The organism is Caproiciproducens sp. CPB-2 (assembly GCF_036287215.1).
In the GTDB taxonomy this organism is placed as follows: domain Bacteria; phylum Bacillota; class Clostridia; order Oscillospirales; family Acutalibacteraceae; genus Caproiciproducens.
On the sequence record NZ_CP142860.1, the window covers coordinates 1,263,005 to 1,288,474 of the forward strand.

The following is a 25,470-nucleotide window of genomic DNA, read 5'->3' on the forward strand; positions in this document are numbered from 1 at the left end:
GGTGCTATATGATGACACCGCTTTTTCTATATTGAAGATATTTCTTTTCAAGAGCTGCAAGGGCCTTCTCCGGTTCGTCCAGATGGGCAAAGTACAGTTTCATACAGGTATCGAATACATGAATATAATCCGAAATCGCGGCCGCGATGGCTTCGTTTGTCTGCCGGGCGCTGTCCTGCGGCAGCAGAAACTGCCGTGCGCACTTTCCGGGCGTAATTTCGCAGAAAACCTCTCCGTGCGGGAATAGGGAACCGATATATTTGTTTTCCAATGCAAACCAGAAATCAAAAAAATCGTTTAGAATTTCAATCAGCTGCCGGCTCTGCGTTCTCATCGAAACGCGCAGCTCGCCCACCGTTGGCCCGCACGTCCGGTACAGCTCCAACATATAACGGACAGTAGGCTTGTATCGGTACCTTAATGCGCTACGGATAGAGATCATCGCGTCGCTGGGCTGGAGCTGTACCTGAAAGCTTTCCCAGTCGGACATCATCTGCTCTACGCCTTCAAAAATATCCCGCATGCGCATTTCGGGGGTGGAGTACGAACAGTATTCGGCCAGAATCTGATTGATCAGATTGCTGCGGCTCGTCTTCTTTTCATATGCAATCTTGTCTATGGCGTCTACAACATCATCGATCAGTACCAGGCTGTATACGCTTTTTCCCATGATGCTCATCCCAATCCAATTTGTTGTTGCGTGTATTCCTGCTCAGGCAGCCGGTCAGGCCATACAGCTCCCTTAGGCGCCCTCTTTGAGGGAACCGGCAGGCAAAGCCTGACTGAGGGAGTTTTACGGAAACTTCCTGCGGTTCCCATTCCCTTCGGTGCGCCGGGCGCGGACCCGCCGGTAAAACCTCTTCAATTCCTTTATTAACATTATATACATGTTATATAATTTGTCAATAAGATTATATAATTTTAATTACAAAATTTAAGCCCGGAAAATTTCAAATTTTCCTATGGGAAATTTGAATTGTAATTTGGGGAATTTTGTAGTATTCTAAAATAGAAATCGGTTTCCCATCCAACTTTTGTTAGGCGGTGTACGATTGAAGAAACAATTCGGAAGAAATGATACAAAATCTGTTTTTATGGCCGCTGTTTCCCTTGGGCTTGTCTGCCTGAGCGCGATTGTCAACGCGATCAGCCTTTATCATATGCTGAATGCTTCCGCCCAGCCGTACCTCAGGGGGATTTCCAGAGAGCTCATGGCCCGGGAAGCGGTTCTTGCGGGCGCGACGGTACTGGCTTACTGCGGATTTCTTCTCTATATTTTTCACGGGCACAGGCAGAGCGAGAGCAAGCTGGAAAAGATGGCTTATTACGATAGTCTTACCGGCATCTCCAATATCTATAAATTTGAAATGGATGTGGGGGATAAGCTCGGCAGGAATCCTGCCGGCAAGTATTGCATCCTCGTTTTTGATATCAATAAGCTGGCGGTGATCAATGATATTTACGGCCATCAGACGGTGGACCAGCTTCTTTGCCGCCTTTCGCGGGCACTGACCGACGTTCTGAAGGAAGGGGAGCTGTGCTCCAGGAGCAAGGACGGCTCGTTTCTGGCGTTTGTGCGGTGCGGAAACGATCAGGAAGCCCTTGATTTTATCCGCTGTTTTACCGCGAGGGCGCATCAGCTGAGCAATGTGAATTTTATAGAAAAACAGGCTTTTACATTTGGAATTTACAGAATTTCGGATAAAAACATTTCCGTCAGAAAAATGATCGACCGGGCAAATCTTGCGCGCGAAGCCGTTGCGGGCGGCCTCGGCGGTAACTACGCCTTCTTTGATGAGGCCATGCGCAGGGAAATGAAGCGAAATAGGGAAATAGAGGAGCAGATGGAGGAAGCGCTCCGGGAAAACCAGTTTACGGTATATTATCAGCCGAAATACAGTCTGCCGGAGGGGACCGTTTGCGCAGCGGAAGCTTTGGTACGCTGGAACAGCCCGAAATACGGCATGCTTCAGCCGAACGACTTTATTCCCATCTTTGAAAAGAACGGTTCCGTGATCGACCTTGATCTCAATATTCTGGAGCAGGTCTGCAGGCAGCAGCGCAAGTGGCTTGACCTGGGGCTGGACCCTCTGCCGGTTTCCATCAACATTTCAAGAACGGATTTATACAGGGCAGATTTTGTGGACAGCATCTGCCAGCCGCTGATTCAACATGAAATTCCGCCGAATCTGATAGAACTCGAACTGACGGAGAGCGCCGTTTTTGATAATATCCGGCTCTTTGTCACTTTGACAGACGAGCTTCACCGGATCGGATTCCGGCTTTCCATGGACGATTTCGGTACGGGATATTCCTCGCTGAACACCCTGAAATGCTTAAACCTGGACACGCTGAAGCTGGACCGCGGTTTTTTCCTTGTCAGCGACGAACAGGAGCAGCGTCGGTCGGAAATCATCGTAAATCATATTATTGCCATGACAAAACAGTTGAACATTACTACCGTCGCGGAAGGGATCGAGACGGAACAGCAGGTAGATTTCCTGAAAAAAGCGGGATGCGATGCGATCCAGGGCTTTTATTTCGCGAAACCGATGCCGGTCGGGGAGTATGAGAAACTGGTTTGGGAACAGGAATACGACAACGGCAGGGCCGGCGCTTGAGCGCCAGCCCTGCCGCAGCTTTATCGATGCCTGACAGGCTTTTTTACTTTTTTTTGGTCAATACAGGTCTTTGCCGCTGAGCTTTTCCGTCCAAAGTTCGTACAGAGTATCGATATCCTGTGCAAATTCATCCAAAGTTTGAGTTTCCTTCTTTGCCAGCTCCTCCAGAACCTCGAAGCGAAAGGCGTCGCTTCCGTATTTCCGCCAGTCGTCCCGCAGCTTTAAGTTCATACATCCGTCCGTTTTCTGAGAAAACTCGAACCGGTTTTTGCTGCCCTGCAGGTCGTTAGCCGACAAGACCAGCATTTTGCCAGTCGCACTGTTTACAACCGCGTATACGCCGCCGGTGATTTTGCGTTCCTTATATCTTGCGGTCAGTTCCTTTTTGCTTTGCTTGTCCATCTTTCTAATACCCCATGTCCTTCAGAATGCGCGCAAGCGTTTTCAGGCGGTCGCTTAAAAATTCATCGTTGTTGCTGAGCACCTGTGAGAAAAGCCGGATATCCTCGTCGATCATCGGGTTGTCCGTACAGACGGAGACGGTCATGGCGTCGCCCTGCAGCCCGATGCGGTCGATGGTGGTGTGCTCCGGGTCGTACAGCTTTTCAAAGCGGTAGGCTTCCGAAAAATACTGCTTTGCCCGGCAGATCAGAATGGCGAGGTCGATCACGCGGTGCAGCGGCAGCTCTTCCGACTGGCGCGACCATTTTTCGCCCGTATAGCGCCATACCTTTGCGGAAATGTCCACCTTGCCGCGGTCGTTCCATTGCGCCAGCCCCAAAGAAAGCCCCTTTGTGTCGGAATGGTAAGCGCTTCTTCCGTCAATGTTTTCATAATTTTCCGATACGATCACGGGCTTGTGCTTCAGTGTCGCAGGAATTTTCATAACCTCACCTCATAAATTTACAGCATTTCCAGTTGATTCTGCAATAAGGTTACGTTCTTCCCCCGCCGAAGGCGGGGGAAGAACGTGTTTTGTCTCACAGACAGAAATGGAATTGTTGTATTGAATTAGTAAATTAGTAAATTACTAAATTAATAATAGATCAAAATGACGGAATTGTCAATAAAAAAGCGAAACGGAAATCTTCCGCTTCGCTTCCGCAGGATTTTCTTTCAGCCGTGAAAGCCTTTTCCGATGATTTCGCTGGTGTTGGAAATCAGGATAAAGGCGTCGGGCTCCACTTTTTTGATGTACCGCCTGAGCTGTACCGCCTGTGGACGGCGCATGGCGGTGAAGATGATATATTTGTGCTTGTGGGAAAAAGCCCCCTGCGCGTCGCAGACCGTAGCGCTTCGTTTCAGTTCGTTCACAATGTAATGGCAGATGATCTCTGGATTGGAGCAGACCACGTTAAAATATTTGGCGAGGTTGATGCTTTCAATCACATTGTCAATGACCAGCGATTTGGTCAGCAGGCCGACGGTGGAGAACAGGGCGGTTTTGATGTCGAACACAAAAAAGGCGGACAGGGTAATCAGCACGTCGCTGTAAAACAGCGTGTGCGCAATGTCGGAGGTGGTGTGTTTTTGCATGATCAGGGCCGCAATGTCGGTGCCGCCGCTGGAAGCGTCAATGTTGAACAGCAGGGCCGAGCCGAACGCGGGCAGCGCCACCGCGAATATCAGCTCCAGCATCGGCTGGTCGGTGAGCGGCTTACTCATTGGACAAAAGTGCTCAAGGCCCGAAAGACACAGGGAAAGCAGCAGGCTGGAATACACGGTTTTAACGGCGAAATTTCTCCCCAGAAACAGAAAGCCCAGAATCAGGAGCACCACGTTCAGAATCAGGTTGACGGTGCCGGGCGAGATGGGGGTGACCCTGCCGAGAACGACCGAAAGGCCGGTCACGCCGCCAAAGGTGAAATTATTCGGAAATTTGAAGAAATAGACGCCCACAACAATTAACAGCGTGCTGACCGTAATATAGAAATATTCTTTGATAATCGTCCCGTATTTCATAAAAATCCTCTTCCGATATTTCTCTTTTTCAAATCCATTGCTTATTGTATCAGAAAACAGGCATAAATCAACCGATAATGATAATTTCCGCATCAATATTTTCAATTATTAAAAATATTTTTGTAAAACCCCTTTACAATCCGAAAACAGTATGTTAATATATAAAACAAGAACAGTAATCATTACTAATTGTGGAGAGCGGTATGGAAAAGAAACAAAATTACAGCAGAAAACGCGAAGCGATTTTAAATGCGATCAAAAGCACGTCCATTCATCCCACGGCGGAATGGGTGTATCAAACGCTGAAGCCGGCCTACCCGGACCTGAGCCTTGGTACGGTCTACCGCAATCTGGCCCAGTTTAAAAATGACGGGGTCATTGTCAGTGTGGGAACGGTGAACGGTCAGGAACGGTTTGACGGAAATACGGAACCGCACACGCATTTTATTTGTTCCTCCTGCGGTGCTGTGATTGATATTCCCGGCGAATTTGTCCATGCGGCGGTCAAAGATGCAATTGCCAAAGAATATTGCGTCGCTGTCGATTCCACGGATGTTCAGTTTCACGGACTGTGCTCAGAGTGCTTAAAAAGGCAGACGCCTTTAGAATAAATATTTAAATATGGAGGATTTAAGATGAAGAAATTTGTATGTTCCGTATGTGGTTATGTTTACGAGGGCGAAGAAGCCCCTGATTTTTGCCCGCAGTGCAAGGCTCCCAAGGAGAAGTTTGTAGAGCAGAGCGAGGAAGCCTCGTTTGCCTGCGAGCATGAAGTCGGCATCGCAAAGGGGATCGACAAGGAAGTTTACGACGGGCTGGTTGCAAACTTCAACGGCGAATGCTGCGAAGTCGGCATGTATCTGGCAATGTCCCGTCAGGCCGACCGTGAGGGATACCCCGAAATTGCCGAAGCGTTTAAGAGATACGCACTGGAAGAAGCCAACCATGCTTCCAGATTTGCGGAACTGCTCGGTGAAGTCGTAACCAACAGCACCAAGAAGAATCTTCAGATGCGCGCGGATGCTGAAGCGGGCGCCTGCTCCGGAAAGCTCGATCTTGCGAAGAGAGCGAAATCGCTGAATTACGATGCGATCCACGATACCGTACATGAAATGGCAAAGGATGAAGCCCGCCACGGCGCCGGCTTCAAGGGCTTGCTCGCAAGATATTTCGGCTAAGCTGTTATCCTTCCCTGAATATTCATAGATAACCGGCGCGGTTCTTTTGAGCCGCGCCGGTTTTGTCGTCTTTTATTCTAAAGCTTTGGAATATCCGTCAAAAATCCTGAGAAACTTTTGTCAGGACCAATCAAATGCAGATCCACAGCAAGGAAGAATCCGATCACGGAATGCTTTCAAACAGCTTGCCATTTGCCCGTAAAATGCCTTATACTGTAAGTAACTTTTGCCGAATGCCCGAGCGGGTCCGGCAGTTTTAGGAGGATATCATGGATTCTTGCGATATTGCCGTCATCGGCGGGGGAGCGTCCGGCCTGATGGCCGCCGCGGCCGCGGCGGAGGAATGCGGACGGATGCATATTCACGCGAAAACAGCGGTGCTGGAAGCCAATCCGCGCGTTGGAAAAAAGCTGCTGGCGACCGGGAACGGGCGCTGCAACCTGACGAACAGGAACGCCGGCATCGCGCATTATCACGGGGATACCGGCCTGGCGGCGCCTGTTATCAATGCCTGTCCCCCACAGAAGATCATCGACCGCTTTCTGTCTTTCGGCCTGCTTTGCAGGGAGCTGGACGAGGGCCGTGTTTATCCGAACAGCCTGCAGGCTTCCGCCGTTCTGGACGTGCTTCGGCTGCAGCTGGAGCGGATGAAGGTGGAAACCGTCTGCGATTTTCCCGTTGTTTCGGTCAGAAAATCCGCGTCCGGGTTTGAAATTTCCTCGGCGTCCGGACAGATTCGCGCAAAGCGCCTGATTCTGGCCTGCGGAGGAAAGGCTTATCCGCAGCTTGGCTCCGACGGAAGCGGGTATCAGATCGCGTCCTCTCTGGGCCACAGCGTTACGAAGCTGTTTCCGGCTCTGGTTCAGGTAAGAACCGATCCCCGCCTGGCGAAACCGCTGAAAGGGGCGCGCAGCGCGGCGGCGGCGACTCTCCTTCTCAACGGCAAACCCGTGAAAACCGTCAGCGGCGAGGTTCAGTTTACCGAAAACGGGCTGTCGGGTATCTGTATTTTTGAGCTTTCCCGTCTGGTGGGGGAAGCCGGTACCGGCGGAAAAACGGAGATCTCGCTCGACCTGCTGCCGGAGTATTCCGTTCAGCAGATCGTTTCCATGCTCAAAGGCAGAAAAGAAGGGCCGGAAACGCTGCCGACGGGCGATCTTTTGGGCGGATGCGTCCATAAGCTGGTAGGGCGGGAGGTGGTCCGGGCCGCGCTTTCCCGGGTGCCGGAGCGTGCCGCACAGCTGAAGCAGGCGGAGCTTGTTTCCGTTGCCAACCGGGTCAAGGATTTCCGCTTTGACGTTTTGGGAACGCTGTCCTGGAAGGACGCCCAGATTACGGCGGGCGGGGTCCCGCTGGGGGAGATGGACGAAAATCTGCAATCCAGGCCGTGCCCGGGTCTGTACCTTGCGGGGGAACTGCTGAACATAGACGGCGACTGCGGTGGCTTCAACCTTCACTGGGCGTGGAGCTCCGGAATTACCGCGGGAAGCGCCGCCGCGCGTTCCTTATTAAAATTGTAGAGGGGAAACCATGTATCGAATTTCTGAAATCAGCGTGAAGCTGGATGGAACCGAGGAGGATTTGAAGCGGGAGGCCGCCGCGCGGCTGAAAGTCGCTCCCGACCGGATCCGTGCCTGTAAGCTTTATAAAAAATCCGTGGATGCACGCAAAAAGAACGACGTGCATTTTATTTGTACGGTGGATGTGGACTGCGGTCAAAACCACAGCCCTCAGGACCCCAAAATTACGGAAGCCGAACCTTACCGCTATGAGCTTCCTGTGGGAAAACCGCGCGAAATCCGTCCCGTGGTCGTGGGCTTCGGCCCGGCGGGGCTTTTTGCCGCGCTGATTTTAGCGCAGGCGGGGCAGAGGCCGGTCGTGTTTGAACGCGGAAGCGCCGTAGAGCGCAGAAAGGAACAGGTCGCCCTTTTTTGGAAAACGGGAAAGCTCGACACGGAAAGCAACGTCCAGTTCGGAGAGGGCGGCGCCGGTACCTTTTCGGACGGAAAGCTGAATACCGGGACAAAGGATTTCCGCGCCCGCAAGGTGCTGGAGGAATTTGTGGCCGCGGGCGCCCCGCAGGAAATTCTGTATCTGGCAAAGCCGCATATCGGTACGGACAGGCTGCCCGGCGCGGTCAAAAATATCCGGGAGCGGATCATTGCGCTCGGCGGAGAGGTGCATTTTGAAACCTGTCTGCAAAATATCCTGATGAAGGACGGCAGGGTGACCGGAGTGGAGGTAAAACCGCGCGGCGGCTCGTCCTATACGCTGGACGCGGACCGCGTGATCCTGGCCGTCGGCCACAGCGCCCGGGATACCTTTGAAATGCTGTATTCCCTGAAGCTGCCGATGGAACAGAAGCCGTTTTCCGTCGGCGCCCGGATCGAGCATCCGCAGGAGCTGGTCAGCCGTTCCCAGTACGGCTCGTCTGCCGGCCATCCGGCTCTGGGCGCGGCCGACTACAAGCTGGCCGTACACCTGAAAAACGGCAGGGGCGTCTATACGTTCTGCATGTGTCCGGGCGGACAGGTGGTCGCCGCCGCGAGCGAGGAAGGGCGTCTGGTAACGAACGGAATGAGCAATTTTGCCCGGAACGGAAGAAACGCGAACGCGGCGCTGCTTGTCAGCGTCGGGCCGGAAGATTTCGGCAGCGGGCATCCGCTCGCCGGTGTGGAATTTCAGCGCAGGCTGGAAGAAAAAGCGTTTCAGCTGGGGGGCGGGGACTACCGCGCGCCGGTACAGCGGGTCGAAGATTTTCTCAGGCGCGTGCCGTCTAAAAAGATCGGCGGCTGTCAGCCGACCTATCTTCCGGGGGTAACGCCCTGCGGCCTGGACGACTGCCTGCCGGACTTTATTGCCGATTCCATGCGGCAGGGGATTCTTCTGATGGAGCATAAGCTGAAGGGCTTTTCTGATCCGGATGCCCTTCTGACCGCGGTGGAAAGCCGCAGCTCGTCGCCGGTGCGCGTCCTGCGCGGCGACGGCATGCAGTCTGTTGCCGTGAAGGGGCTTTATCCGTGCGGGGAAGGCGCGGGGTACGCGGGCGGCATTATTTCCGCCGCGGTGGACGGAATCAAGTGCGCGGAACAGATCGTCAGGGGATGCTGAGCGCGGTCTGCGGGCGGCTGCCCGAAACGATGGATGGGAGAATAAGAACAGGGAGTACTTTCCGCACTCCCTGACAATGAAAATCTTACATGCCGTTTTGCACGATCTGGCCGCATGCTATTTTGTTTCCTGAATTTCCTGACGGCTGGGTTTTGAAATCGTCCGGTGATGAATGAACGATGACGGTACGTCCTATGATTTCGTTCACTGAAAATCTGTCCGTCATAAATGCCATAAAAGCGAATCCATGATTCCCGAATAACGGGGGCATGTCGCCCGCGTGTGCGGGGTGAGGGCAGTGATTTGGGTTGTAATGCGCTTTCGCGTTGGCAAAGGGGTCCTGAGCGTTTCCGGTACATTGATTTCCTTCGTGAATATGGAATCCGAAGATATCGGCGGGGCAATTCCCCGTGCTGTGGGGAAGACCGTTGATCTGTGTGAGCACGAGAACACCGTCCGCTAACTGATAAAAGCAGACCATACCATTTATATTGGGAAATCCCGGACCGCCTTTCACCATGGCATATGCGGAGGGCGGGCTTTTCAAAATGTTTTGCATTTGATCGAATTGCGGTTCTAAATACAAACGAACACCTCCTGAGCCATTTTATGTTGTTCCTTCCATTCCAGTTAATCCAAACAGAAAAAAGGTTCCCGCCGTCGGCGGGAACCAAAATATCCGGGATTTTCACGGCCATGTTTTTCGTGCTTTCATTACCCCCAGAAGACAGCTGAAGACCACAGCGGCGATACAGATTTTAGCCGGATGATTCAGTATGTACACAAATACCTGAGAAATCAGTTCTTCCAATGCAGAAGCCTCCTTAACATTCTCAGTGTATTGATCTTTTGTGAATTTTTGGTGATGGCTGGATGAATTTATCGGATATCCTTCGCCTCAACATCCGGATTATGAATCTCCATGTCTAAGCCGTCGCTTCAACGGCAGGTATAAAAATTTTCAAAAAAGCCTTGACTTAAAGTTAAGTTTAAGTTGTAGAATCATTCTACAGCAATTCCATTTCAGTTTGCGGGACAAAACACGTTCCTCCCCCGCCGAAGGCGGGGGAGGAACGTAACCTTGTTGCAGAATCAACTGGAAATGCTGCAGGAAAACAGCGTAAGAGTCAATAGGATAAGGAGGAAAATGAATGAATTATCTGGGTAAAGACATTCCCAAACTCGGTTTTGGACTGATGCGTCTGCCGATGCTCGGCAAGGAGGTCGACATCGAACAGACGAAAGCCATGGTGGATCAGTTTCTTGCGGCGGGTTTTACCTATTTTGACACGGCTTACGGTTACATCGGCGGAAAATCCGAGGAAGCAGTCAAAACTGCGTTGGTGGACCGCTATCCGCGTGAAAAATTTCAGCTGGCCACAAAATTGCCCGCCTGGGCAGGTGCAAAGAACGCCGAAGAAGCCAGACAGATGTTTTACACGTCGCTCCGGAGGACCGGGGCGGGGTATTTTGATTTTTATCTGCTTCACAACTGCGGCGGCGACCGAACCAAAGCGTTCGACGATTACGGCATGTGGGATTTCGTGCTCGAGCAGCGCGCGAAAGGACTGATCAGGCACGTGGGGTTCTCCATGCATGACAAACCCGAGGCGCTCGATGAAATTCTCACCCGGCACCCGGAAATGGAATTTGTGCAGCTGCAGATCAATTACGCCGATTGGGACAGCCCCGCCGTACAGTCCGGTAAGTGTTTCGAGGTGGCGAAAAAGCACGGCAAACCTGTAATCATCATGGAGCCGGTCAAGGGAGGATTGCTCGCCAACCCACCCGAGTCGGTGGCGGAGGTGCTGCGCGAAGGGAACCCGGACGCTTCGTTCGCTTCCTGGGCGCTCCGGTATGCTGCGTCGCTCGACCATGTCATCACCGTGCTCAGCGGAATGTCCAACGTCGAACAGATGAAAGACAATCTTGCCACGATGTCGGCCTTCCGGCCGCTGGAACCCTCCGAGCGGGAAGTGATTGCCAAGGCAAAAGCGGCGTTCGACCAGATTCCGGGCATCCCCTGCACGGGCTGCCGGTACTGCACGAAAGGCTGCCCGCAGGAAATCGCCATCCCCGATATCTTTGATGCGATGAACCGCCGGCTTATTTTTGGCAGCCTCGAGATTGCGAAACACGGTTATATGTGGGCAACGCAGGGAGGGAGCGCCGCCAGCGACTGTATCGAGTGCGGGCAGTGCGAATCCGTCTGTCCCCAGCATATCGGCATCATATCCGAGCTGAAGCGCGTAGCCGCAACACTGGAATAATACAATCAGGAATGCTTTCTACAGGCACTTTTATCTTTTCAAAAGCGGACCCGAAATAAAAAAGCCACAATGGAGAAATCCATTGTGGCTGAAATTTTATGTACAATATTTTTCAATCATTTGTGTAATATAATTTTTGTGCAGCTTTTCGTCAACGACGATCCTTGTAAGGATGTTCTTAATATACGGGTCTTCAATAATTTGTATATGGTTTTCATATGCTTCGATGGCGTGATTTTCACCCTCCAAGGCAATTTTCAAGCTTTTGCACAGGTCCTGGCTATAGGAAACACTGTTCGCATTCCAATATCGCTTGTTGGATTTGCTGCTGCCGCGAAACTGAGGATTCCCGCCCAGTTTGCGTATTACCGCCGTCAGAATATCCATATGATGCAGCTCCGCAATGGCTATGCGCATGATGACGGCGCCGTAATCTCCTGAATCTTTACCTGCCATGTTATGCTGGTAAAAATACATGCTCATTGCGGTGAATTCCCCTTTTGGACCGGCGAGGTCATCCATCAATATGTTGGCGTAATCCTTGTTGGGAGCTTGAATTCTGATTGGCGGATACGGCGATGAATCGGTATATCCACGGTAGATTACATGATTGCTGGTCACTGCCATGCAAATGCCTCCTATATTCGGATACATCTACATATATATGAGAATGTTCGGCGGTTTATTCAGTGAAAGGAAAATACCGCTGTGACCCTGTCGAATCAGATACCGATGAATTTTTATTGTTTTTTTTACTGTTTATGAACCTGCTTCCTTTCGGATTTAGGGTGTCCGGAGATCAGGTTTTATGAAAAAAAGCGGCCCCTGCCGTAAGACAGGGGCCGTGGGAATCAGAAATCGTCGACTAACTGCAATCTTCTGAATTCGTAAATGCTTTCCAGATCTTCATAGGAACCGTCGTTATATACGGTACCGATATGTAGCAGAGCCGGATTCAATCTGCCGGAATCAAATTGAGAAGGGACAATACAAAATTCAATCAGTTTTCCCTTTCGGGCTTGCGTCAGTCTTTTTTCCAATTCATTTCTATCAACAATAATTTTCATTTTGAACATCCTTTCTCTTACGCTTTATCACCCTTTGTGTTCTATGGGGGTCAAGTTTATTATAACAGGAATCATTCTTATTTTGTGGCATAATATGTCGAAGAAGGAAAAACCGCCCTGTATGGGCGGCAAATTGGGAGGATATGAAAAAGAGCGTTGACTTTTTTTATTATTGGAATTATTATAAAAACAGATAGGGAGGGGAATTTGATGGATTCTAACAAAGTCACCGTGATCGCCAACAACACGGCAGAAGGAATGAGCGTGATCGATATAGACATCTTTGTTGGCAGCAGGAATATGCACATTCAAGCAACGAGGAGATTTATTGATGAGATAAATAAAGTTCCTTTCTTGAATGAAGAAAAAATTAAATCTGCCATAACCAGAAAGTATGGAATTTCAAAAGACAATATCTCATTTCGTTAAGTGATTCCGGCGCCGCCAGTTTGGTGGCGCTTTTCTTAATTTCAGATAAGGGAGTGATCCCCTCCGATTCTACTTTTGCGGTATCGTGGTTATGTAAAGTAGTTGATGGAATATAGCCTGATGGATAATAAGGGAAATATATTTCCGATTTCATTAGAACAATTGTCAAACAGATGTTTTAACAGACGCCGAGAGTGGTTCAGGCGATTTGAAGCTATTGACTTTCCCAATCACTTGATTTATACTTATTTCATAAGTTATTATATTAGTTATAATAATATGGAAAATATATTTTGGCGGTTCAATCCCTGAGAATATTCAGCGGCGTTCGCTGCTATTAACGATGGGAGGGCAAATAGATGAATGGATTTCATAATATCGACCTACATATTCATTCCTGCTACAGCGAAGATGGGGAATACACACCCGCAAAGCTTGTTCAGATGTGCATGGGAGCGGGTGTTACCATCATGGCAATAGCCGATCATAATTGTGTGAAAGGTTCTCAGGAAGCAGTTGAAATAGCAAGACATGAACACTTAAGGTGTTATCCGGCCGTCGAAATTGACTGTACTTATCAAAATACCAATTTTCATGTCCTCGGCTATGATATTCAGCTCGAAAGCCCTGATTTTGAGGCCATAGAACAAAATGTGAGAAGACAGTGTGCCGATGCATCCAAAGAAAGACTTCGGCTGATCAACCGCATGGGCTTTACCCTTACCGAGACGGAGTTGAAAGCGATCACCGCCGGAGGATATTGGAGTGAGCATTGGACGGGGGAGGCTTTTGCCGAAGCCTTACTGAAAAATGAAAAATATCTCGGGAGCGGCATTTTGCGTCCTTACAGGGAGGGCGGCGACCGAAACGATAACCCGTATGTCAATTTCTATTGGGATTACTGCTCGCAGGGAAAGCCCTGTTACGTTGGAATGACCTTTCCCGATATGAGGGATGTAATCGGGATCATACACCGAAACGGCGGTAAATCCGTGCTGGCCCATCCGGGGGTGAATCTGCAGGGCAATTTTGAGAGGATCGATCAGCTGATTTCTTTGGGGCTGAAAGGGATAGAAGTTTACAGCAGTTACCACACCCCCGAAACTGCCCGGTGGTTTTTGAATAAGGCGGAACAATTTGGCTTGTTTGTTACACGCGGGAGCGATTTTCACGGCAAAACAAAGCCAATGGTCCAGCCGGGCTGCTGTGGCACGGATAAGGTCAGCTGATAAGAAAGGTGATTTGATGGGAATCAATATGTTGGATATGAAACAAAGCAATGCGCATACCGTTCTCTGGAATTTGTGTTCCTGCAAAACCTCCACGATCAAAGAGATGACGCAGCGGACGGGGCTCAGCTTTGCTACGGTTGGGAACATATTGAATGGTTTTGTGGAAAGCGGGGAAGTGATCCTGGGCGAAATGCGTTCTGCTACCGGAGGGAGGCCGTCACAGGCCTATACCTTCAATGCGGAATACGCCCATGTGCTCGCGCTGTCGGCACGGATACGGAACGGAAAAAATATCATCAGTGCCTGTGTCGGAAATTTGTACGGCGAGATAGTATGGCAGGCGGAACAATCCTTTGACAATATACGGCTTGCGAGCTTTGAGGCCATGCTGGATTTATCCCTGCGCGCGTATCCGACGATCAGTATCGCCGCCTTTTCCCTGCCGGGGGTCGAGCGCGGCGGCGTTATCCTGACCAATGACTATACAGAATTGGAAGGCGTTTCTTTCACAGAGCATTTTCAGGGAAAATATCATTTGCCTGTGGTCATAGAAAATGATGTCAATGCTGCTGTATTTGGATACAGCAGAAACGTGGAAGTTTCCGTCATTGCGGGAATCTACTTTCCGAAGTGCTTCGGCCCCGGTGCAGGAATCGTGATTGATGGCAAAATCCTGAAAGGAGCTTTTGGATTTGCCGGTGAAGTGTCCCTGCTGCCATTGGGGATCGACTGGCTTTCGATTGACTATGAAAAACCGCAGGAGGCTGGTCCCGCAATATCCAGATTGATCAGCGTTTTCTGCGGCATTGTCAATCCGGGGCATGTCGTCCTGTATGGCGATTTCTTTACCGATGCTTTCAAGAAAACGCTTGAAAGGGAAATCCCCACACAGACGATACGGGAGATATTCCCCTCTGTAATCTATCAAAGGGATTTGGATTCCGATATTACTGCCGGATTAATCGCGCAGGCGGTATCCGCTTACCGGTCCGGGCTGAGAGGACAATTTCAGAAAACGGAATTTTAGCAGATGAGTATAGGAGATTCCAGATGATTTTTTTAGCTTTGATTTATCTCTCGTTTATCAGTTTAGGACTTCCGGACGCCGTGCTTGGTTCCTCATGGCCTATCATGAATATGGAGTTCAGGGTCCCGGTAGGGAACGCGGGATTCGTTTCCATCATGATATCGGCCTGCACCATCCTGTCCAGCTTATTTTCGCATCGGCTGATTCGCCGGTTCGGTACGGGCAAGGTCACGGTCGTAAGCGTCGCCCTGACGGCCATTGCGCTGCTGGGCTTCTCTCTGTCTCCTTCCTTTGCATGGCTGCTGGCCTGTGCTGTTCCGCTCGGCCTTGGAGCCGGAGCGGTGGATTCGGGGCTGAATGAATTTGTAGCCGAGCATTATGAGGCAAAGCATATGAACTGGCTGCACTGCTTCTGGGGCGTGGGAGCCATGCTCGGCCCCGCTCTGATTTCTGTCCTGGCACTTTGGGGGCGCACCTGGAGAAGCGGGTATCTGAGCATATCCATTATCCAGTTCGCTTTGGTTGCACTGCTGGCCTTCTCTCTTCCTATGTGGAAGAAGTTTGAAAGCCCATCCTCCGAACCTGCGGATGAAGTGCGGCAGGGCAAAGAAAAGCGTAGCCTGCTCATGATGCTTCGGGCAAAAGGTTCTGTTTTTGTTATGCTTTCCTTTTTATTGAATGCCTCGATGGAAGCTTCCATGATGCTTTGGGGAGCCAGCTATCTGGTGAAAATGAAGGGGGTTTTACCGGAAAGCGCGGCCGGATGGGTATCGCTGTTCTTCCTTGGGGTAACGGTCGGGCGTATGGTGAGCGGGTTTGTTTCCATAAAATTAAGCAACGAAGCATTAATCCGTATAGGCACCATCTTTCTGATTGTCGGTTTTGTTTTTATGATCTTGCCTTTACCCGCCGTGTTTGCAATCGGCGCGTTTATTCTTGTCGGGCTGGGGCTCGCACCGATTTATCCTTCCATGCTGCACCAGACGCCCGTTTACTTCGGGAAAGACAATGCACAGGCTGTCATGGGCTTACAGATGTCGTTTGCATACACCGGAAACACTCTAATGGCCCCTCTGTTTGGACAGCTTTTCGCGAACGTTTCCTTTTCACTGATGCCCTGTGTGCTCCTGGCCTGCGCTGTTGGATTACTTGTCTGCAGGACATATCTGATTGCAATCACAAAAAAGGAATCCCCGGTTCGGGAACCGGAAGACAAGGCTGACGATCGTGAAGCCGGACAAACGTTGGGATCTTGAATAGTTTATCTGGAGTTTATCATTTCTGTCATCAATTTATGCTATGATAAAATAAATTGGAGGCGGCAATCAGTATGACCATTAAAAAGCGTCTGTTTCTATCTAATTTGTTAATGATCTTAGTCCCTGTCGGAATTACTTTGCTGATTGCGCTGGGAAGCATTGGAGTTATCTGGTACGCGGTCACAAATGGAACGGGTTTGAGCTTTGACGACAGCGAAGATTTTTACCATGCAGGGCAAGGAATCTCTGCCGCTGTTGAAAAGGCGTTAAAAGCGGCCCCGGAAGAACGTCTGGAAAAACTGACTTTGCTGAGCAGTCTGCTTGACCGCGAAGCAATGACATTGACGGTTGAAGCGAACGGTACCAATTACTATCGATACGGAAATGCAAACGCCGCCGACGCTGCTCTCTTGAAAGCTTCAGCCTCGCTTGGAAACGAGGGGACTCTTTCGAGCGGAAACCGCAGCCTTTACGCCCATCAAATTAAAGTTGGAAACGATCATTATCAAATTTTCTTACTGTGCAGTTCCTCCAAATTTTCCAATGCAACTTTAAAAATGCTGATCGTACTGGTTGCGCTTATCCTGGTGTTTACGATTTTCCTCTCAATTCTGCTGACCAATCGTTTTCTGACAAAGTTTGTGTTTCAGAAAATTGAACGTCCGCTGGATATTCTGGCGGACGGTGTGCACCAAATCCGCGACGGCAATCTGGACTTTCATATCCACTATGACAATCAGGATGAGTTTGCATTGGTATGCGCCGACTTCAATGAAATGGCGGCAAGACTGAAAGTATCTGTGGAACAGACTCGGCGGCATGAGGAAAGCCAAAAGGAATTGCTTGCGGGTATTTCTCACGACTTGCGTTCACCGCTTACTTCCGTCCAAGCGTATGTGGAAGGGTTACTGGATGGTGTTGCGAAAACACCGGAAGCGCGGAAAAAATATCTTCTTACCATTAAGGCCAAGGCAGAGGACATTGAGCGGATGGTATCGCAGATTTTTCTGTTTTCCAAAATGGAATTGGATGAGTATCCTCTCCATATGAAAACGCTGCGCCTGGACTCTCTGATCGAAGATTTTGTTAAGAACTTTGGAGCAGAGTATGCAACACGCGGATTGAGTCTGGCAGTAAAGCCTGCGCTGGAACCGGCAGCTGTGAATGCCGATCCGGAACAGCTCCACCGCGTACTGATGAATATTGCCGACAACAGCTTGAAATATAAGAACAAAGAAACGGGACATCTGACTATTGTTTTGCAGAATACGGAGAATTTTGCGATCGTTACATTGACGGACGACGGACCGGGCGTTGCAGAGGAAGACCTTCCGAAGCTGTTTGACACGTTTTATCGCACGGATCCGGCAAGGCGTGATCCGGAGAAAGGCAGCGGCCTTGGGCTTGCCATTGTCGCAAAGGCGGTGCAGCAAATGGGTGGTTCCGTGGAAGCGCGAAACGCTGCGGAGGGCGGGCTTACCATTGCTGTTTCGCTGCCAAAGGAGATTGGAACCGATGAGTAAAATACTGATCGTTGAAGACGATGCAGATATCGCTGCAATCGAGCGGGATTATCTGGAAATCGACCGTTTTGAAGTGGAAATTGCCGCAGATGGGATGACGGGACTGGAACGGGCTTTAAGCGGAGAATTCGATCTGATTCTGCTGGACCTGATGCTGCCGGGTATGGACGGTTTCGCCGTATGCCGAAAAGTCAGGGAAACGCTCGATATTCCGATTCTGATGGTGACCGCCCGTCGGGAGGATATCGATAAGATCCGCGGCCTTGGCCTCGGTGCGGACGATTATATTGAAAAGCCGTTTTCTCCCGGTGTTCTGGTGGCGCGTGTGAAAGCAAATTTGGCCCAATATGCCAGACTGACACATTCCCGGAGAGCTCCTGCAATCGTATCGATCGATACGATTGAGATTCATACGGATACCCACCGTGTTTATGTGGATGGGAAAGAAATCGAACTGAAAAACAAGGAGTATGAGCTGTTGCTTTTTTTCATGCTGAACGTCGATATTGTATTCGATCGGGAAACACTGTATGAAAAAATTTGGGGAATGGATGCCATGGGCGATAACGCGACGGTCGCCGTTCATATCAACCGTCTGCGGGAAAAAATTGAGAAGGACCCGGCCAGACCACGCTACATTCAAACGGTGTGGGGTGCAGGATACCGCTTCGGGGGGATAGCTTAAGCATAAGAGAGACATATAACGCCCGCCCGTACTGACTTAAATCAGTACGGGCGGGCGTCTTTGGGTTCAAATGCATTTAAGTAATAGTTTATCTCCTGTTTAACCGCTGTAAAGCGAAAGTTTAAATGTTGCTGATATACTGTTATCATCAAATGCATAAAGGATGTGATTCGTTGATTTCTTTTGAGCTCTCCCTCCTGGACTTTATCCAGCAGCACCTACGCAGCGGCTTTGGAGATGTGATCATGCCGTTCATTTCCAAACTGGGAGACTATGCGGCAATTTGGCTGATAACAGCGGCCTTTCTGTGCTTCATTCCTGAATACCGGAAGGCCGGCTTCACGATTGTTCTGGCGATTGGAATGACCGCAGTCTGCAGCAACCTGATTCTTAAACCATGGGTTGACCGCGTCAGGCCGTGCTACGTCACGGCAATTCAACTCCTTGTTCCACGCCCAAATGATTTTTCTTTTCCGTCAGGGCATACCGCTGCTGCTTTCGCGACGGCTTCCGCACTGTTTTTCAGCAGGAAAAGGCTGTGGATTCCAATCGCCATCTTTTCTGTGCTGATGGCTTTTTCCAGACTGTATCTTTACGTGCATTATCCCAGCGATGTTCTTGCCGGAGCAATTCTGGGAATTATTCTGGGCTGGGTTGCCTACAAATTTGCCGACATTGGTTTTACCCTGTGGAATCAAAGGCATTCTAAATGGAATCAGAGGTAACGATTATGCAGGACGGTATCATCTCCATCATTAATAGTTTTGGCTATCTTGGAATTTTTCTTTTGATCTTTATTGAAAATATATTTCCGCCTATTCCGTCGGAAGTGGTGTTGCTGTTCGGCGGGGCTTTGACACTCAGCACATCCATGAATGTTCCGCTGGTTATTGTCTTTGCCACGTTCGGTTCGCTGGCTGGAGCTGTCGTCCTCTATGGACTCGGGCGTATTTTAAAAGCGGAGCGCCTGAAGACTTTGTTTGCCGGTAAATTCGGACAGGTTATGCATCTGAAGCCGGAATATGTGAACCGTTCTACACGGTGGTTTTCCCGATATCAGAACAAGGCCGTATTTATCTGCCGTTGTATTCCGCTGATGCGCAGCCTGATTTCCATCCCCGCCGGATGTAATGAAATGAATATTCCGCTGTTCTTGGTGCTGACTATGATTGGCAGTACAGTGTGGAATACTGTCCTGGTTCTGTCCGGCGCCTTTCTGGGAAGCGCCTGGGAATCTGCTCTGCCATATCTCAGCCAGTATTCTACAGTCGCAGTTATTGTGTGTATCATAGCTGCTTTCGGTTATGCAGCCTGGAAGATTTTCAGAAAAAGGAAGAAATCGTAGAATAGGCAAATACGCGTCTTGCCTTGGCGGCTTGCTGGCATTTTCTATTTATGCAAAATTCAATCCTATTTCCTGAACGATTTGGTATAAAACGCCGCTGACAAGTTTTTGATCTTCCTCCGAGCCGTACAAACTGCTCGTCAAGGTACAGCGTCCCTGATAGGTAGAAACTGAAAGCTGAAAGTAAGGCACCTTTTTCACTGCCGTGCTGATAAATGCGTCTTCAATCTCGTGTCCGCCGAAACAGAGCCGTTCGTTATCGAGGATGCCTAAATTCGAATAGGAAGTGACGGGAACGGGCGAAATCCTGAGAAAAGATTTCTGCACGGCGGAAAAGGGCAGTATATGGAATAGCATATGAAACAGCATTGGTCCTTTCAAGCAATCGTTGCTTTGTTTTTGGGAACGCATTTGCCCGGACACCTTCTGGAGGGTTTCGGCAAATGTCTCCCCTGGGGCTATTTCCGCGTCACACCAGTAATTTCCGGTCAGGTTGCAAATGCCGCACTGCTGGCCTTCCTTTTTATATTTTCTCAAATCAACGGGACATGGAACCGTTATTTTTTTGCACCCTGTTATTTGATGAAGAACACGGATGTACGCTGTGAGGATCATGTCGTTTACACTCACATGGCAATCATTTGTAAAATGCCGTATGGCGTCAAACTGTTCTTTCTCTATCTGTGTTCTGCAGATAATCGGATGGGAAGAGTCCCCTGTCAGCGGAAGAACGATAGCGGGATCGGGCTTCCCATAATCTGATTTTGAAAACAATATTGCCAGTTTCTCTTTGAAACTCAGATTTTTCAGAAGCTGATTCAGGTTGCGCCTTCCGAGGGGCTCAGGACTTTTATTGAATCTCGCATCTTTTTCACACTTGGAATATAGGTCACAGAGCAGATACAGGTATTGCTTGAAGCCGGCTCCATCACTAACCATGTGGTTGATAATCAGGCAGAGCGTGTCATGTCTTTCGTCTCTTAGAAGCAGAATTTTCATCTGAGGTTCACAGGTAGGCTCGATTGCAGTAAGCAAATATGGAAATGGAGAGATTTCACCTTCACCTGAGACGTTTATCAGGCAGACCATGTCTTCAGCGGTAAAGGGTCGTTTTTCCCAGCAGTGCCGTTTTTCATCAAATACGCAGGTAAGCTCCGGAATTGCTCCCACAGACAATTGAACCGCTTTTTTAAGAGAGGTTTCGCTGATATGGTCATGGAACCGGACATAACAACGGATGCGCGGCTCCTGTACCGTCCCGTAGAAATTTTGCATGCAGTCAAAAGCCTGCGCTTTGATTTTTTCCCTGTTCATGACTTAACACCTCCGTCCGCTCCGCTGCCTCAATAGTTTTCTCTCGGTGCTGACACCGTGGGTTTCGCTATTTTCCTGTTTTGAGCCTTTTCAAAATTATTTTATGATTCAGAAACGGTGTTGTCAAGTGCCTGAAGGCTTTTCTGTTGTAGCACTCCGAAATTCTTACTATAGCAATTCCATTTCAGTTTGCGAGACAAAACACGTTTCTCCCCCGCCTTCGGCGGGGGAGAAACGCAACCTTGTTGCAGAATTAACTGGAAATGCTGTAAGCCCGCCGAGTAAGGACAACGGACATAAAACGGGATATACAAGAGAATAAGAGTGGGTGCAATTTTCACAATTTGCAGTAACCCGAAATGGATAGAATAGAAGCAGAGAGAAAAGCCGCACGAATTCAGTATTCATGCGGCTTTCGGAAAGTCAGGCAATAAAAGATGCAAGCCTGTTGGCTCGCGTTATGCCTATGATATCAAGTTAGTCGTCTATCTCAGAAATGGTTTGCTCCATTGAAATAACCCGAGCATAACGATTGTTCCAAATTTTATTCTCATAGTATTCAGATAAAGCTTCTGCGCTTGCAAATGTATTATCAAATGTTGTTGTTGTTGCTCGCGGTACAGTTACATTGTACTCGTATTCAAAGGCGACTTTACAGGAAACATCGAAGCAATATTCTGTTTGCATGCCACACATAATAATATTTTTCGTATGGATTTTTTGAAGATACTCATGCAATCCCGTATTTCGGAATGCGCTGTTATACTGCTTTTCAAAAATCTTATCATCGGGCAATGGCGCAATCTCCCTGTAGATTTTCCACCCTTTGCTGCCGTGTTCTAACTCATCACCGGCCCCGCCGTCGTGCTGGACGTAAATAACAGGGATTTTTTTCTTCCTGCATGCCTGCAGCAAATTCTTTATGTTTTGAATAACGATAGTTTCATTATAAGGATGCCCTTCAACAAGGGCTGTCTGCATATCTATTATAATCAATGCATCGTAGTTCATTTGCCCCTCCCTAAACATAGAATAAAAATAGAGGATATGTATTATTGAAAGCTTGGAAAACAAAAGCAAGACAAAACAACGCCGCCACCGGATTTTAAAGCTTTTTTGACCATTAACTCTTATCAGATTCCTGTTTGGTTTCGCATCATATAAAATCATTTGTTTTTATGATAGCATGTAAACAAGCAAAAGAGACCGGCAAATTTCAGAAATGAAATTTGCCGGTCTTTGGCGGAGAAAGAGGGATTTGAACCCTCGCGCCGGTTACCCGACCTACTCCCTTAGCAGGGGAGCCCCTTCACCACTTGGGTATTTCTCCTTATTGGTGAAAACAAAACAAATATGAAGTTTCTTAAATGGCGGAGAGGAAGAGATTCGAACTCTTGGTCCCTTGCGGGATCACTAGTTTTCAAGACTAGCTCCTTAAACCACTCGGACACCTCTCCATCACAAGTGCGAAAACAATAATATCATATTTTAGGGGCTTGTGTCAATGCATTCCATTAAAATTCTTAAATAAATATCCGCCTCCGTTTCATGCGGGGAGGCGGATATTTTGCTATTCGGCAAGGAAAGGGGCTTTTTCACACAGCCCGCAGAGTCCCAGGGCGGGAAGAGTGACCACAAACCACAGCAGGGAAAACGGTACGCAGATCTGCCCCATAATGTTCAGCGGCAGTGCGGAATAATCCCATACGTTCTGCTTCAGAGCGACATTCACCAGAAGCCCGGTGACAAATTCCACTGTGGTGATAATTCCCGAACCGGCAAAGCACTTGACGGAAATCGGTCTGCTTCTCATCGTGTGGTTGCATACGCGGTCAATCAGGCATAAGCACAGCCCGCCTGCCGCAGCCATGGAAATATCCGTCTTCCCGCGACAGATCATTTCCAGCGCCGGATATACAGTTCCTCCGGTCAAAAATAGAAACGCATTTTTTTTCATCCTATATCACCCCACTTTGCGTTCGTTGAAATTGTTTGCAGGGCGAATAAATTTATTCGTTCGGACTCAAATTTAAAAAGGAAGGTCCGATATTATAATTAATAAAATATTAAAAGCTTGTAAAATATTTTAAAATCATTTAATAAAAGGATTTAGAACCATTCACTTATCCAATTACGCAAAATCTGTCGAAATGGGTGGCTAAATGAAATACCAGAGAAATAAAATGGTTCTGATTATTGTCGGGATTGTCGCAATATTGATTGCGCTGGGGCTGGGTTTTGTCTTTGGTGTCCGCAGTATTTTGACAGCGAATACGCAGACTTCGCTGCAAAAAATATCGGAACAGGGTTCAAACGCGGTTCGCGCGGCGATTGTGGGTAATCTGGACGCGCTCAGCGCCATTGCGCAGCAGAACGGGCTTACCCAAAGCACGGCGGAACAAATGAGAATCCTTTCGGATGAAGCCAGAAGAAAAAATTTCGTGCGGGTGGCTTATGTCGACAGGTCCGGCCGGGCGGTTACCAACGACGGCAAGACGATGATGATTGGCGAAAGGGAATATTTTCAGAAGGCGCTGGCCGGCCACGCCAATATTTCGGGGGAACTGTACGATTTATTTGATTCAAAAAGCAAAATTATCGCGTATGCGGTGCCGGTGATCCGTAACCGGGAAATTGTCGGCGTACTGGTCGCAACGACGCCGGACAAAGAAGAGCTGAATATCATGGATAATATTGCCGTTGATTCGGATTATTCCATTTATATTCTTTCCCATAACGGAACAGTGGTTTCCAACCGAAGCGGACAGGATCGGTTCAGCAACTTTTTCCAATACATCGGTGAGTCCTCTCAGCCGGAAATCAGCAGAATGAAAGGTGATTTTCTTTCCCGGCAGCCGGGCAGGGGAGTCTGTGCGATCAATGGAGTCGATAAGCTGATCGGATACAGCGGCATCCAGGGAACCGACGGCTGGATGTTTGCGGTCATGGTGGAAGAAAATAAAATCATGGCTCCCGGCAATCAGATCCTGATCATGAGCGGAATTTTATTCGGACTGCTGATCCTTGAATTCGTTGCTGCCTCCGTCGGCTTTTTTAAATTCAAAAAAAGCAGCTATGAAGCGAGTATGCGGCGTAAAGAGGATATCAGCTATTACACCTATACCGACCCTCTGACGAATCTGCCGAACCGCAAGGGAGTGGAAAAGAATATTTCCGAATGGATCAGGCTCTGTCGTGCGGAAAGCAAAAACGGAGCCGCCATTTTCCTTGATATCGACAATTTCCAGTCGGTCAATAATACCTTCGGCAACGACATCGGGGATTCTTTCCTCGCTTCGGCGGCGGCCCGTCTGGCATCCGTGGAAGGAGAAAACACGCTGGTCGGCAGAATCGGCGGGGACGAGTTTACCCTCCTGATCTCCAATGTGAATACTCCGGAAGAGCTTGAAAGCTGTGCTAAAACGATTCTGCATCTGTTTGAGGAGCCGTTTCTGATTCATGGCAATGTCATTCAGCTGACGTGCAGCGTCGGCGCGATCCTGTTTCATTACCGGGAGATCATCGAGAACGACCGGTTCGATGAAATCATTAACCGCGGCGAATTTGTCCTGCATGAAGCGAAGAGCACGTCGAAGGGAAGCTACGCCCTGTTTAACGACGAATTCGGAATTACGATTGACCGCCAGCATCAGATGCAGCGGGAACTCAAGCTGTCCATTCACAATGGCGAGTTCTGCTGCTATTTTCAGCCGCAGTACGACTATGAGAAAAGGGCGATTGTCGGCTTTGAGTCCCTGGCCCGCTGGAACAGCGCCAAATTCGGGATGGTATCGCCGGTTACGTTTATCGCGATGGCGGAAAACACCGGCTTCATCAAGGAACTGGGACGGTCTGTCGTCGACCGGACGTTTGCTTTCGCACAGGGCGTACAAGGCCGCGGGCTCCGGGTTTCCTTCAACACCTCACCTGTGGAGCTGCTGCAGGCGGACTATGTGGATTATGTGCTGGAACGCTTCCGCTACTATGGGCTGACTCCCGGCAGCGTGGCGATCGAGGTAACGGAATCCACCCTCATAGAATCTTTCGACGGGGTCATCAAAAAGCTCGAAATTCTGAGCGGCCATGGCATTTCCGTGTACCTTGACGATTTCGGGACGGGATTTTCATCCTTGACCTATCTGAAAAATCTCCCCATCCATTCGGTGAAAATCGATAAAAGCTTTATCGACGAGGTGGTAACCGACCGGGTGGGGCGCGATATTGTGGACATGATTGTCCGGCTGGCGAAAAGGCTGAATCTGGAAGTCATTGCGGAGGGCGTGGAAACGCAGGCCCAGATCGACTGTATTTACAGCTGCGGCTGCAGGATGATTCAGGGGTATTTCATCAGTCCGCCGGTGCCCTGGGAGAAAGCGGTCGCGCTGTTGGACGGAGTGCATAAATAATGGACATACTGCGGGGTGAGATTGATTGATTTTGCCCCGTA

26 protein-coding genes and 2 tRNA genes are annotated in these 25,470 nt (G+C 49.3%); 15 read left to right on the forward strand and 13 right to left on the reverse strand.

The annotated features are described in order from the left end of the window. Window positions 1-4 precede the first annotated feature (4 nt). Complete coding sequence (locus VXK30_RS06240; RefSeq protein WP_275716751.1) at window positions 5-670, reverse strand: hypothetical protein; 666 nt, start codon at window positions 668-670, stop codon at window positions 5-7. 382 nt (window positions 671-1,052) lie between these two features. Here VXK30_RS06240 and VXK30_RS06245 point away from each other — a divergent pair, with 382 nt between their 5' ends. After that, window positions 1,053-2,621, forward strand: a complete 1,569-nt coding sequence (locus VXK30_RS06245) for a putative bifunctional diguanylate cyclase/phosphodiesterase (RefSeq protein WP_275716748.1) — start codon at window positions 1,053-1,055, stop codon at window positions 2,619-2,621. A gap of 57 nt (window positions 2,622-2,678) precedes the next feature. Here VXK30_RS06245 and VXK30_RS06250 read toward each other — a convergent pair whose 3' ends face one another. From VXK30_RS06250 to VXK30_RS06260, 3 genes are all read right to left on the reverse strand, one after another. Further along, window positions 2,679-3,023 carry a GIY-YIG nuclease family protein gene (locus VXK30_RS06250; protein WP_275716746.1) on the reverse strand — a complete coding sequence of 115 codons (345 nt, stop codon included), beginning with the start codon at window positions 3,021-3,023 and terminating at the stop codon, window positions 2,679-2,681. 4 nt (window positions 3,024-3,027) lie between these two features. Next, complete coding sequence (locus VXK30_RS06255) at window positions 3,028-3,507, reverse strand: DUF6530 family protein (protein ID WP_275716744.1); 480 nt, start codon at window positions 3,505-3,507, stop codon at window positions 3,028-3,030. Window positions 3,508-3,737: 230 nt separating this feature from the next. Beyond that, window positions 3,738-4,583, reverse strand: coding sequence for a YitT family protein (locus tag VXK30_RS06260; protein ID WP_275716742.1), 846 nt, complete (start codon window positions 4,581-4,583; stop codon window positions 3,738-3,740). Between the two features lie 203 nt (window positions 4,584-4,786). Here VXK30_RS06260 and VXK30_RS06265 point away from each other — a divergent pair, with 203 nt between their 5' ends. From VXK30_RS06265 to VXK30_RS06280, 4 genes are all read left to right on the forward strand, one after another. Then, the gene (locus tag VXK30_RS06265) at window positions 4,787-5,194 is read left to right on the forward strand and encodes a Fur family transcriptional regulator (protein WP_275716740.1); all 408 of its coding nucleotides are present in this window, start codon (window positions 4,787-4,789) and stop codon (window positions 5,192-5,194) included. A gap of 24 nt (window positions 5,195-5,218) precedes the next feature. Then, complete coding sequence (locus VXK30_RS06270; protein ID WP_275716738.1) at window positions 5,219-5,761, forward strand: NADH peroxidase; 543 nt, start codon at window positions 5,219-5,221, stop codon at window positions 5,759-5,761. Between the two features lie 269 nt (window positions 5,762-6,030). Then, window positions 6,031-7,281, forward strand: a complete 1,251-nt coding sequence (locus tag VXK30_RS06275; RefSeq protein ID WP_275716736.1) for an NAD(P)/FAD-dependent oxidoreductase — start codon at window positions 6,031-6,033, stop codon at window positions 7,279-7,281. A gap of 10 nt (window positions 7,282-7,291) precedes the next feature. Continuing rightward, window positions 7,292-8,872 (forward strand): NAD(P)/FAD-dependent oxidoreductase, encoded by a 1,581-nt coding sequence (locus VXK30_RS06280; RefSeq protein WP_275716734.1) that lies wholly within the window; start codon window positions 7,292-7,294, stop codon window positions 8,870-8,872. An 85-nt stretch (window positions 8,873-8,957) separates the two neighbouring features. On the opposite strand, the gene VXK30_RS06285 is transcribed toward VXK30_RS06280, so the two are convergent. Beyond that, window positions 8,958-9,458 (reverse strand): superoxide dismutase family protein, encoded by a 501-nt coding sequence (locus VXK30_RS06285; protein WP_329494361.1) that lies wholly within the window; start codon window positions 9,456-9,458, stop codon window positions 8,958-8,960. A 102-nt stretch (window positions 9,459-9,560) separates the two neighbouring features. After that, window positions 9,561-9,683 carry a hypothetical protein gene (locus VXK30_RS06290; RefSeq protein ID WP_275716732.1) on the reverse strand — a complete coding sequence of 41 codons (123 nt, stop codon included), beginning with the start codon at window positions 9,681-9,683 and terminating at the stop codon, window positions 9,561-9,563. A 340-nt stretch (window positions 9,684-10,023) separates the two neighbouring features. Between VXK30_RS06290 and VXK30_RS06295 the strand changes: the two genes are divergently transcribed. Then, window positions 10,024-11,142, forward strand: a complete 1,119-nt coding sequence (locus VXK30_RS06295) for an aldo/keto reductase (RefSeq protein WP_275716730.1) — start codon at window positions 10,024-10,026, stop codon at window positions 11,140-11,142. A 96-nt stretch (window positions 11,143-11,238) separates the two neighbouring features. Here the strand turns inward: VXK30_RS06295 and VXK30_RS06300 are convergent, their stop codons facing one another. Both VXK30_RS06300 and VXK30_RS06305 read right to left on the reverse strand, forming a co-directional pair. After that, the gene (locus tag VXK30_RS06300) at window positions 11,239-11,769 is read right to left on the reverse strand and encodes a ferritin-like domain-containing protein (protein ID WP_038323497.1); all 531 of its coding nucleotides are present in this window, start codon (window positions 11,767-11,769) and stop codon (window positions 11,239-11,241) included. A 224-nt stretch (window positions 11,770-11,993) separates the two neighbouring features. Next, complete coding sequence (locus VXK30_RS06305; protein WP_275716727.1) at window positions 11,994-12,209, reverse strand: hypothetical protein; 216 nt, start codon at window positions 12,207-12,209, stop codon at window positions 11,994-11,996. A gap of 210 nt (window positions 12,210-12,419) precedes the next feature. Between VXK30_RS06305 and VXK30_RS06310 the strand changes: the two genes are divergently transcribed. The 8 genes from VXK30_RS06310 to VXK30_RS06345 all read left to right on the forward strand — a co-directional run bounded on the left by VXK30_RS06310 (window position 12,420) and on the right by VXK30_RS06345 (window position 19,709). Next, window positions 12,420-12,638, forward strand: a complete 219-nt coding sequence (locus VXK30_RS06310; RefSeq protein ID WP_275716725.1) for a hypothetical protein — start codon at window positions 12,420-12,422, stop codon at window positions 12,636-12,638. 359 nt (window positions 12,639-12,997) lie between these two features. Beyond that, window positions 12,998-13,867: a PHP domain-containing protein gene (locus VXK30_RS06315; RefSeq protein ID WP_275716723.1), complete on the forward strand. Its 870-nt coding sequence runs from the start codon at window positions 12,998-13,000 to the stop codon at window positions 13,865-13,867. 28 nt (window positions 13,868-13,895) lie between these two features. Continuing rightward, window positions 13,896-14,897 carry an ROK family protein gene (locus VXK30_RS06320; protein ID WP_275716721.1) on the forward strand — a complete coding sequence of 334 codons (1,002 nt, stop codon included), beginning with the start codon at window positions 13,896-13,898 and terminating at the stop codon, window positions 14,895-14,897. A gap of 23 nt (window positions 14,898-14,920) precedes the next feature. Further along, complete coding sequence (locus VXK30_RS06325) at window positions 14,921-16,153, forward strand: MFS transporter (protein ID WP_275716719.1); 1,233 nt, start codon at window positions 14,921-14,923, stop codon at window positions 16,151-16,153. Window positions 16,154-16,227: 74 nt separating this feature from the next. Continuing rightward, complete coding sequence (locus VXK30_RS06330; RefSeq protein WP_275716717.1) at window positions 16,228-17,679, forward strand: sensor histidine kinase; 1,452 nt, start codon at window positions 16,228-16,230, stop codon at window positions 17,677-17,679. After that, window positions 17,672-18,364 (forward strand): response regulator transcription factor, encoded by a 693-nt coding sequence (locus VXK30_RS06335; RefSeq protein WP_275716715.1) that lies wholly within the window; start codon window positions 17,672-17,674, stop codon window positions 18,362-18,364. Before VXK30_RS06330 ends, VXK30_RS06335 begins: the two co-directional genes overlap by 8 nt. A gap of 125 nt (window positions 18,365-18,489) precedes the next feature. Next, window positions 18,490-19,089 carry a phosphatase PAP2 family protein gene (locus tag VXK30_RS06340; RefSeq protein ID WP_329494365.1) on the forward strand — a complete coding sequence of 200 codons (600 nt, stop codon included), beginning with the start codon at window positions 18,490-18,492 and terminating at the stop codon, window positions 19,087-19,089. A gap of 5 nt (window positions 19,090-19,094) precedes the next feature. Beyond that, the gene (locus VXK30_RS06345) at window positions 19,095-19,709 is read left to right on the forward strand and encodes a DedA family protein (protein WP_275716711.1); all 615 of its coding nucleotides are present in this window, start codon (window positions 19,095-19,097) and stop codon (window positions 19,707-19,709) included. A 48-nt stretch (window positions 19,710-19,757) separates the two neighbouring features. On the opposite strand, the gene VXK30_RS06350 is transcribed toward VXK30_RS06345, so the two are convergent. The 5 genes from VXK30_RS06350 to VXK30_RS06370 form a co-directional block, all read right to left on the reverse strand. Further along, window positions 19,758-20,885 (reverse strand): hypothetical protein, encoded by a 1,128-nt coding sequence (locus tag VXK30_RS06350; RefSeq protein ID WP_329494368.1) that lies wholly within the window; start codon window positions 20,883-20,885, stop codon window positions 19,758-19,760. A 615-nt stretch (window positions 20,886-21,500) separates the two neighbouring features. Beyond that, complete coding sequence (locus VXK30_RS06355) at window positions 21,501-22,034, reverse strand: cysteine hydrolase family protein (RefSeq protein ID WP_141827756.1); 534 nt, start codon at window positions 22,032-22,034, stop codon at window positions 21,501-21,503. 229 nt (window positions 22,035-22,263) lie between these two features. Beyond that, window positions 22,264-22,353, reverse strand: a tRNA-Ser gene (locus VXK30_RS06360). A gap of 38 nt (window positions 22,354-22,391) precedes the next feature. Further along, a tRNA-Ser gene (locus VXK30_RS06365) sits at window positions 22,392-22,480 on the reverse strand. 113 nt (window positions 22,481-22,593) lie between these two features. Further along, window positions 22,594-22,980 (reverse strand): putative ABC transporter permease, encoded by a 387-nt coding sequence (locus VXK30_RS06370; protein WP_275716706.1) that lies wholly within the window; start codon window positions 22,978-22,980, stop codon window positions 22,594-22,596. A gap of 205 nt (window positions 22,981-23,185) precedes the next feature. Here VXK30_RS06370 and VXK30_RS06375 point away from each other — a divergent pair, with 205 nt between their 5' ends. Continuing rightward, window positions 23,186-25,429 carry a bifunctional diguanylate cyclase/phosphodiesterase gene (locus VXK30_RS06375; protein ID WP_275716704.1) on the forward strand — a complete coding sequence of 748 codons (2,244 nt, stop codon included), beginning with the start codon at window positions 23,186-23,188 and terminating at the stop codon, window positions 25,427-25,429. The last annotated feature ends 41 nt before the right edge of the window (window positions 25,430-25,470 follow it).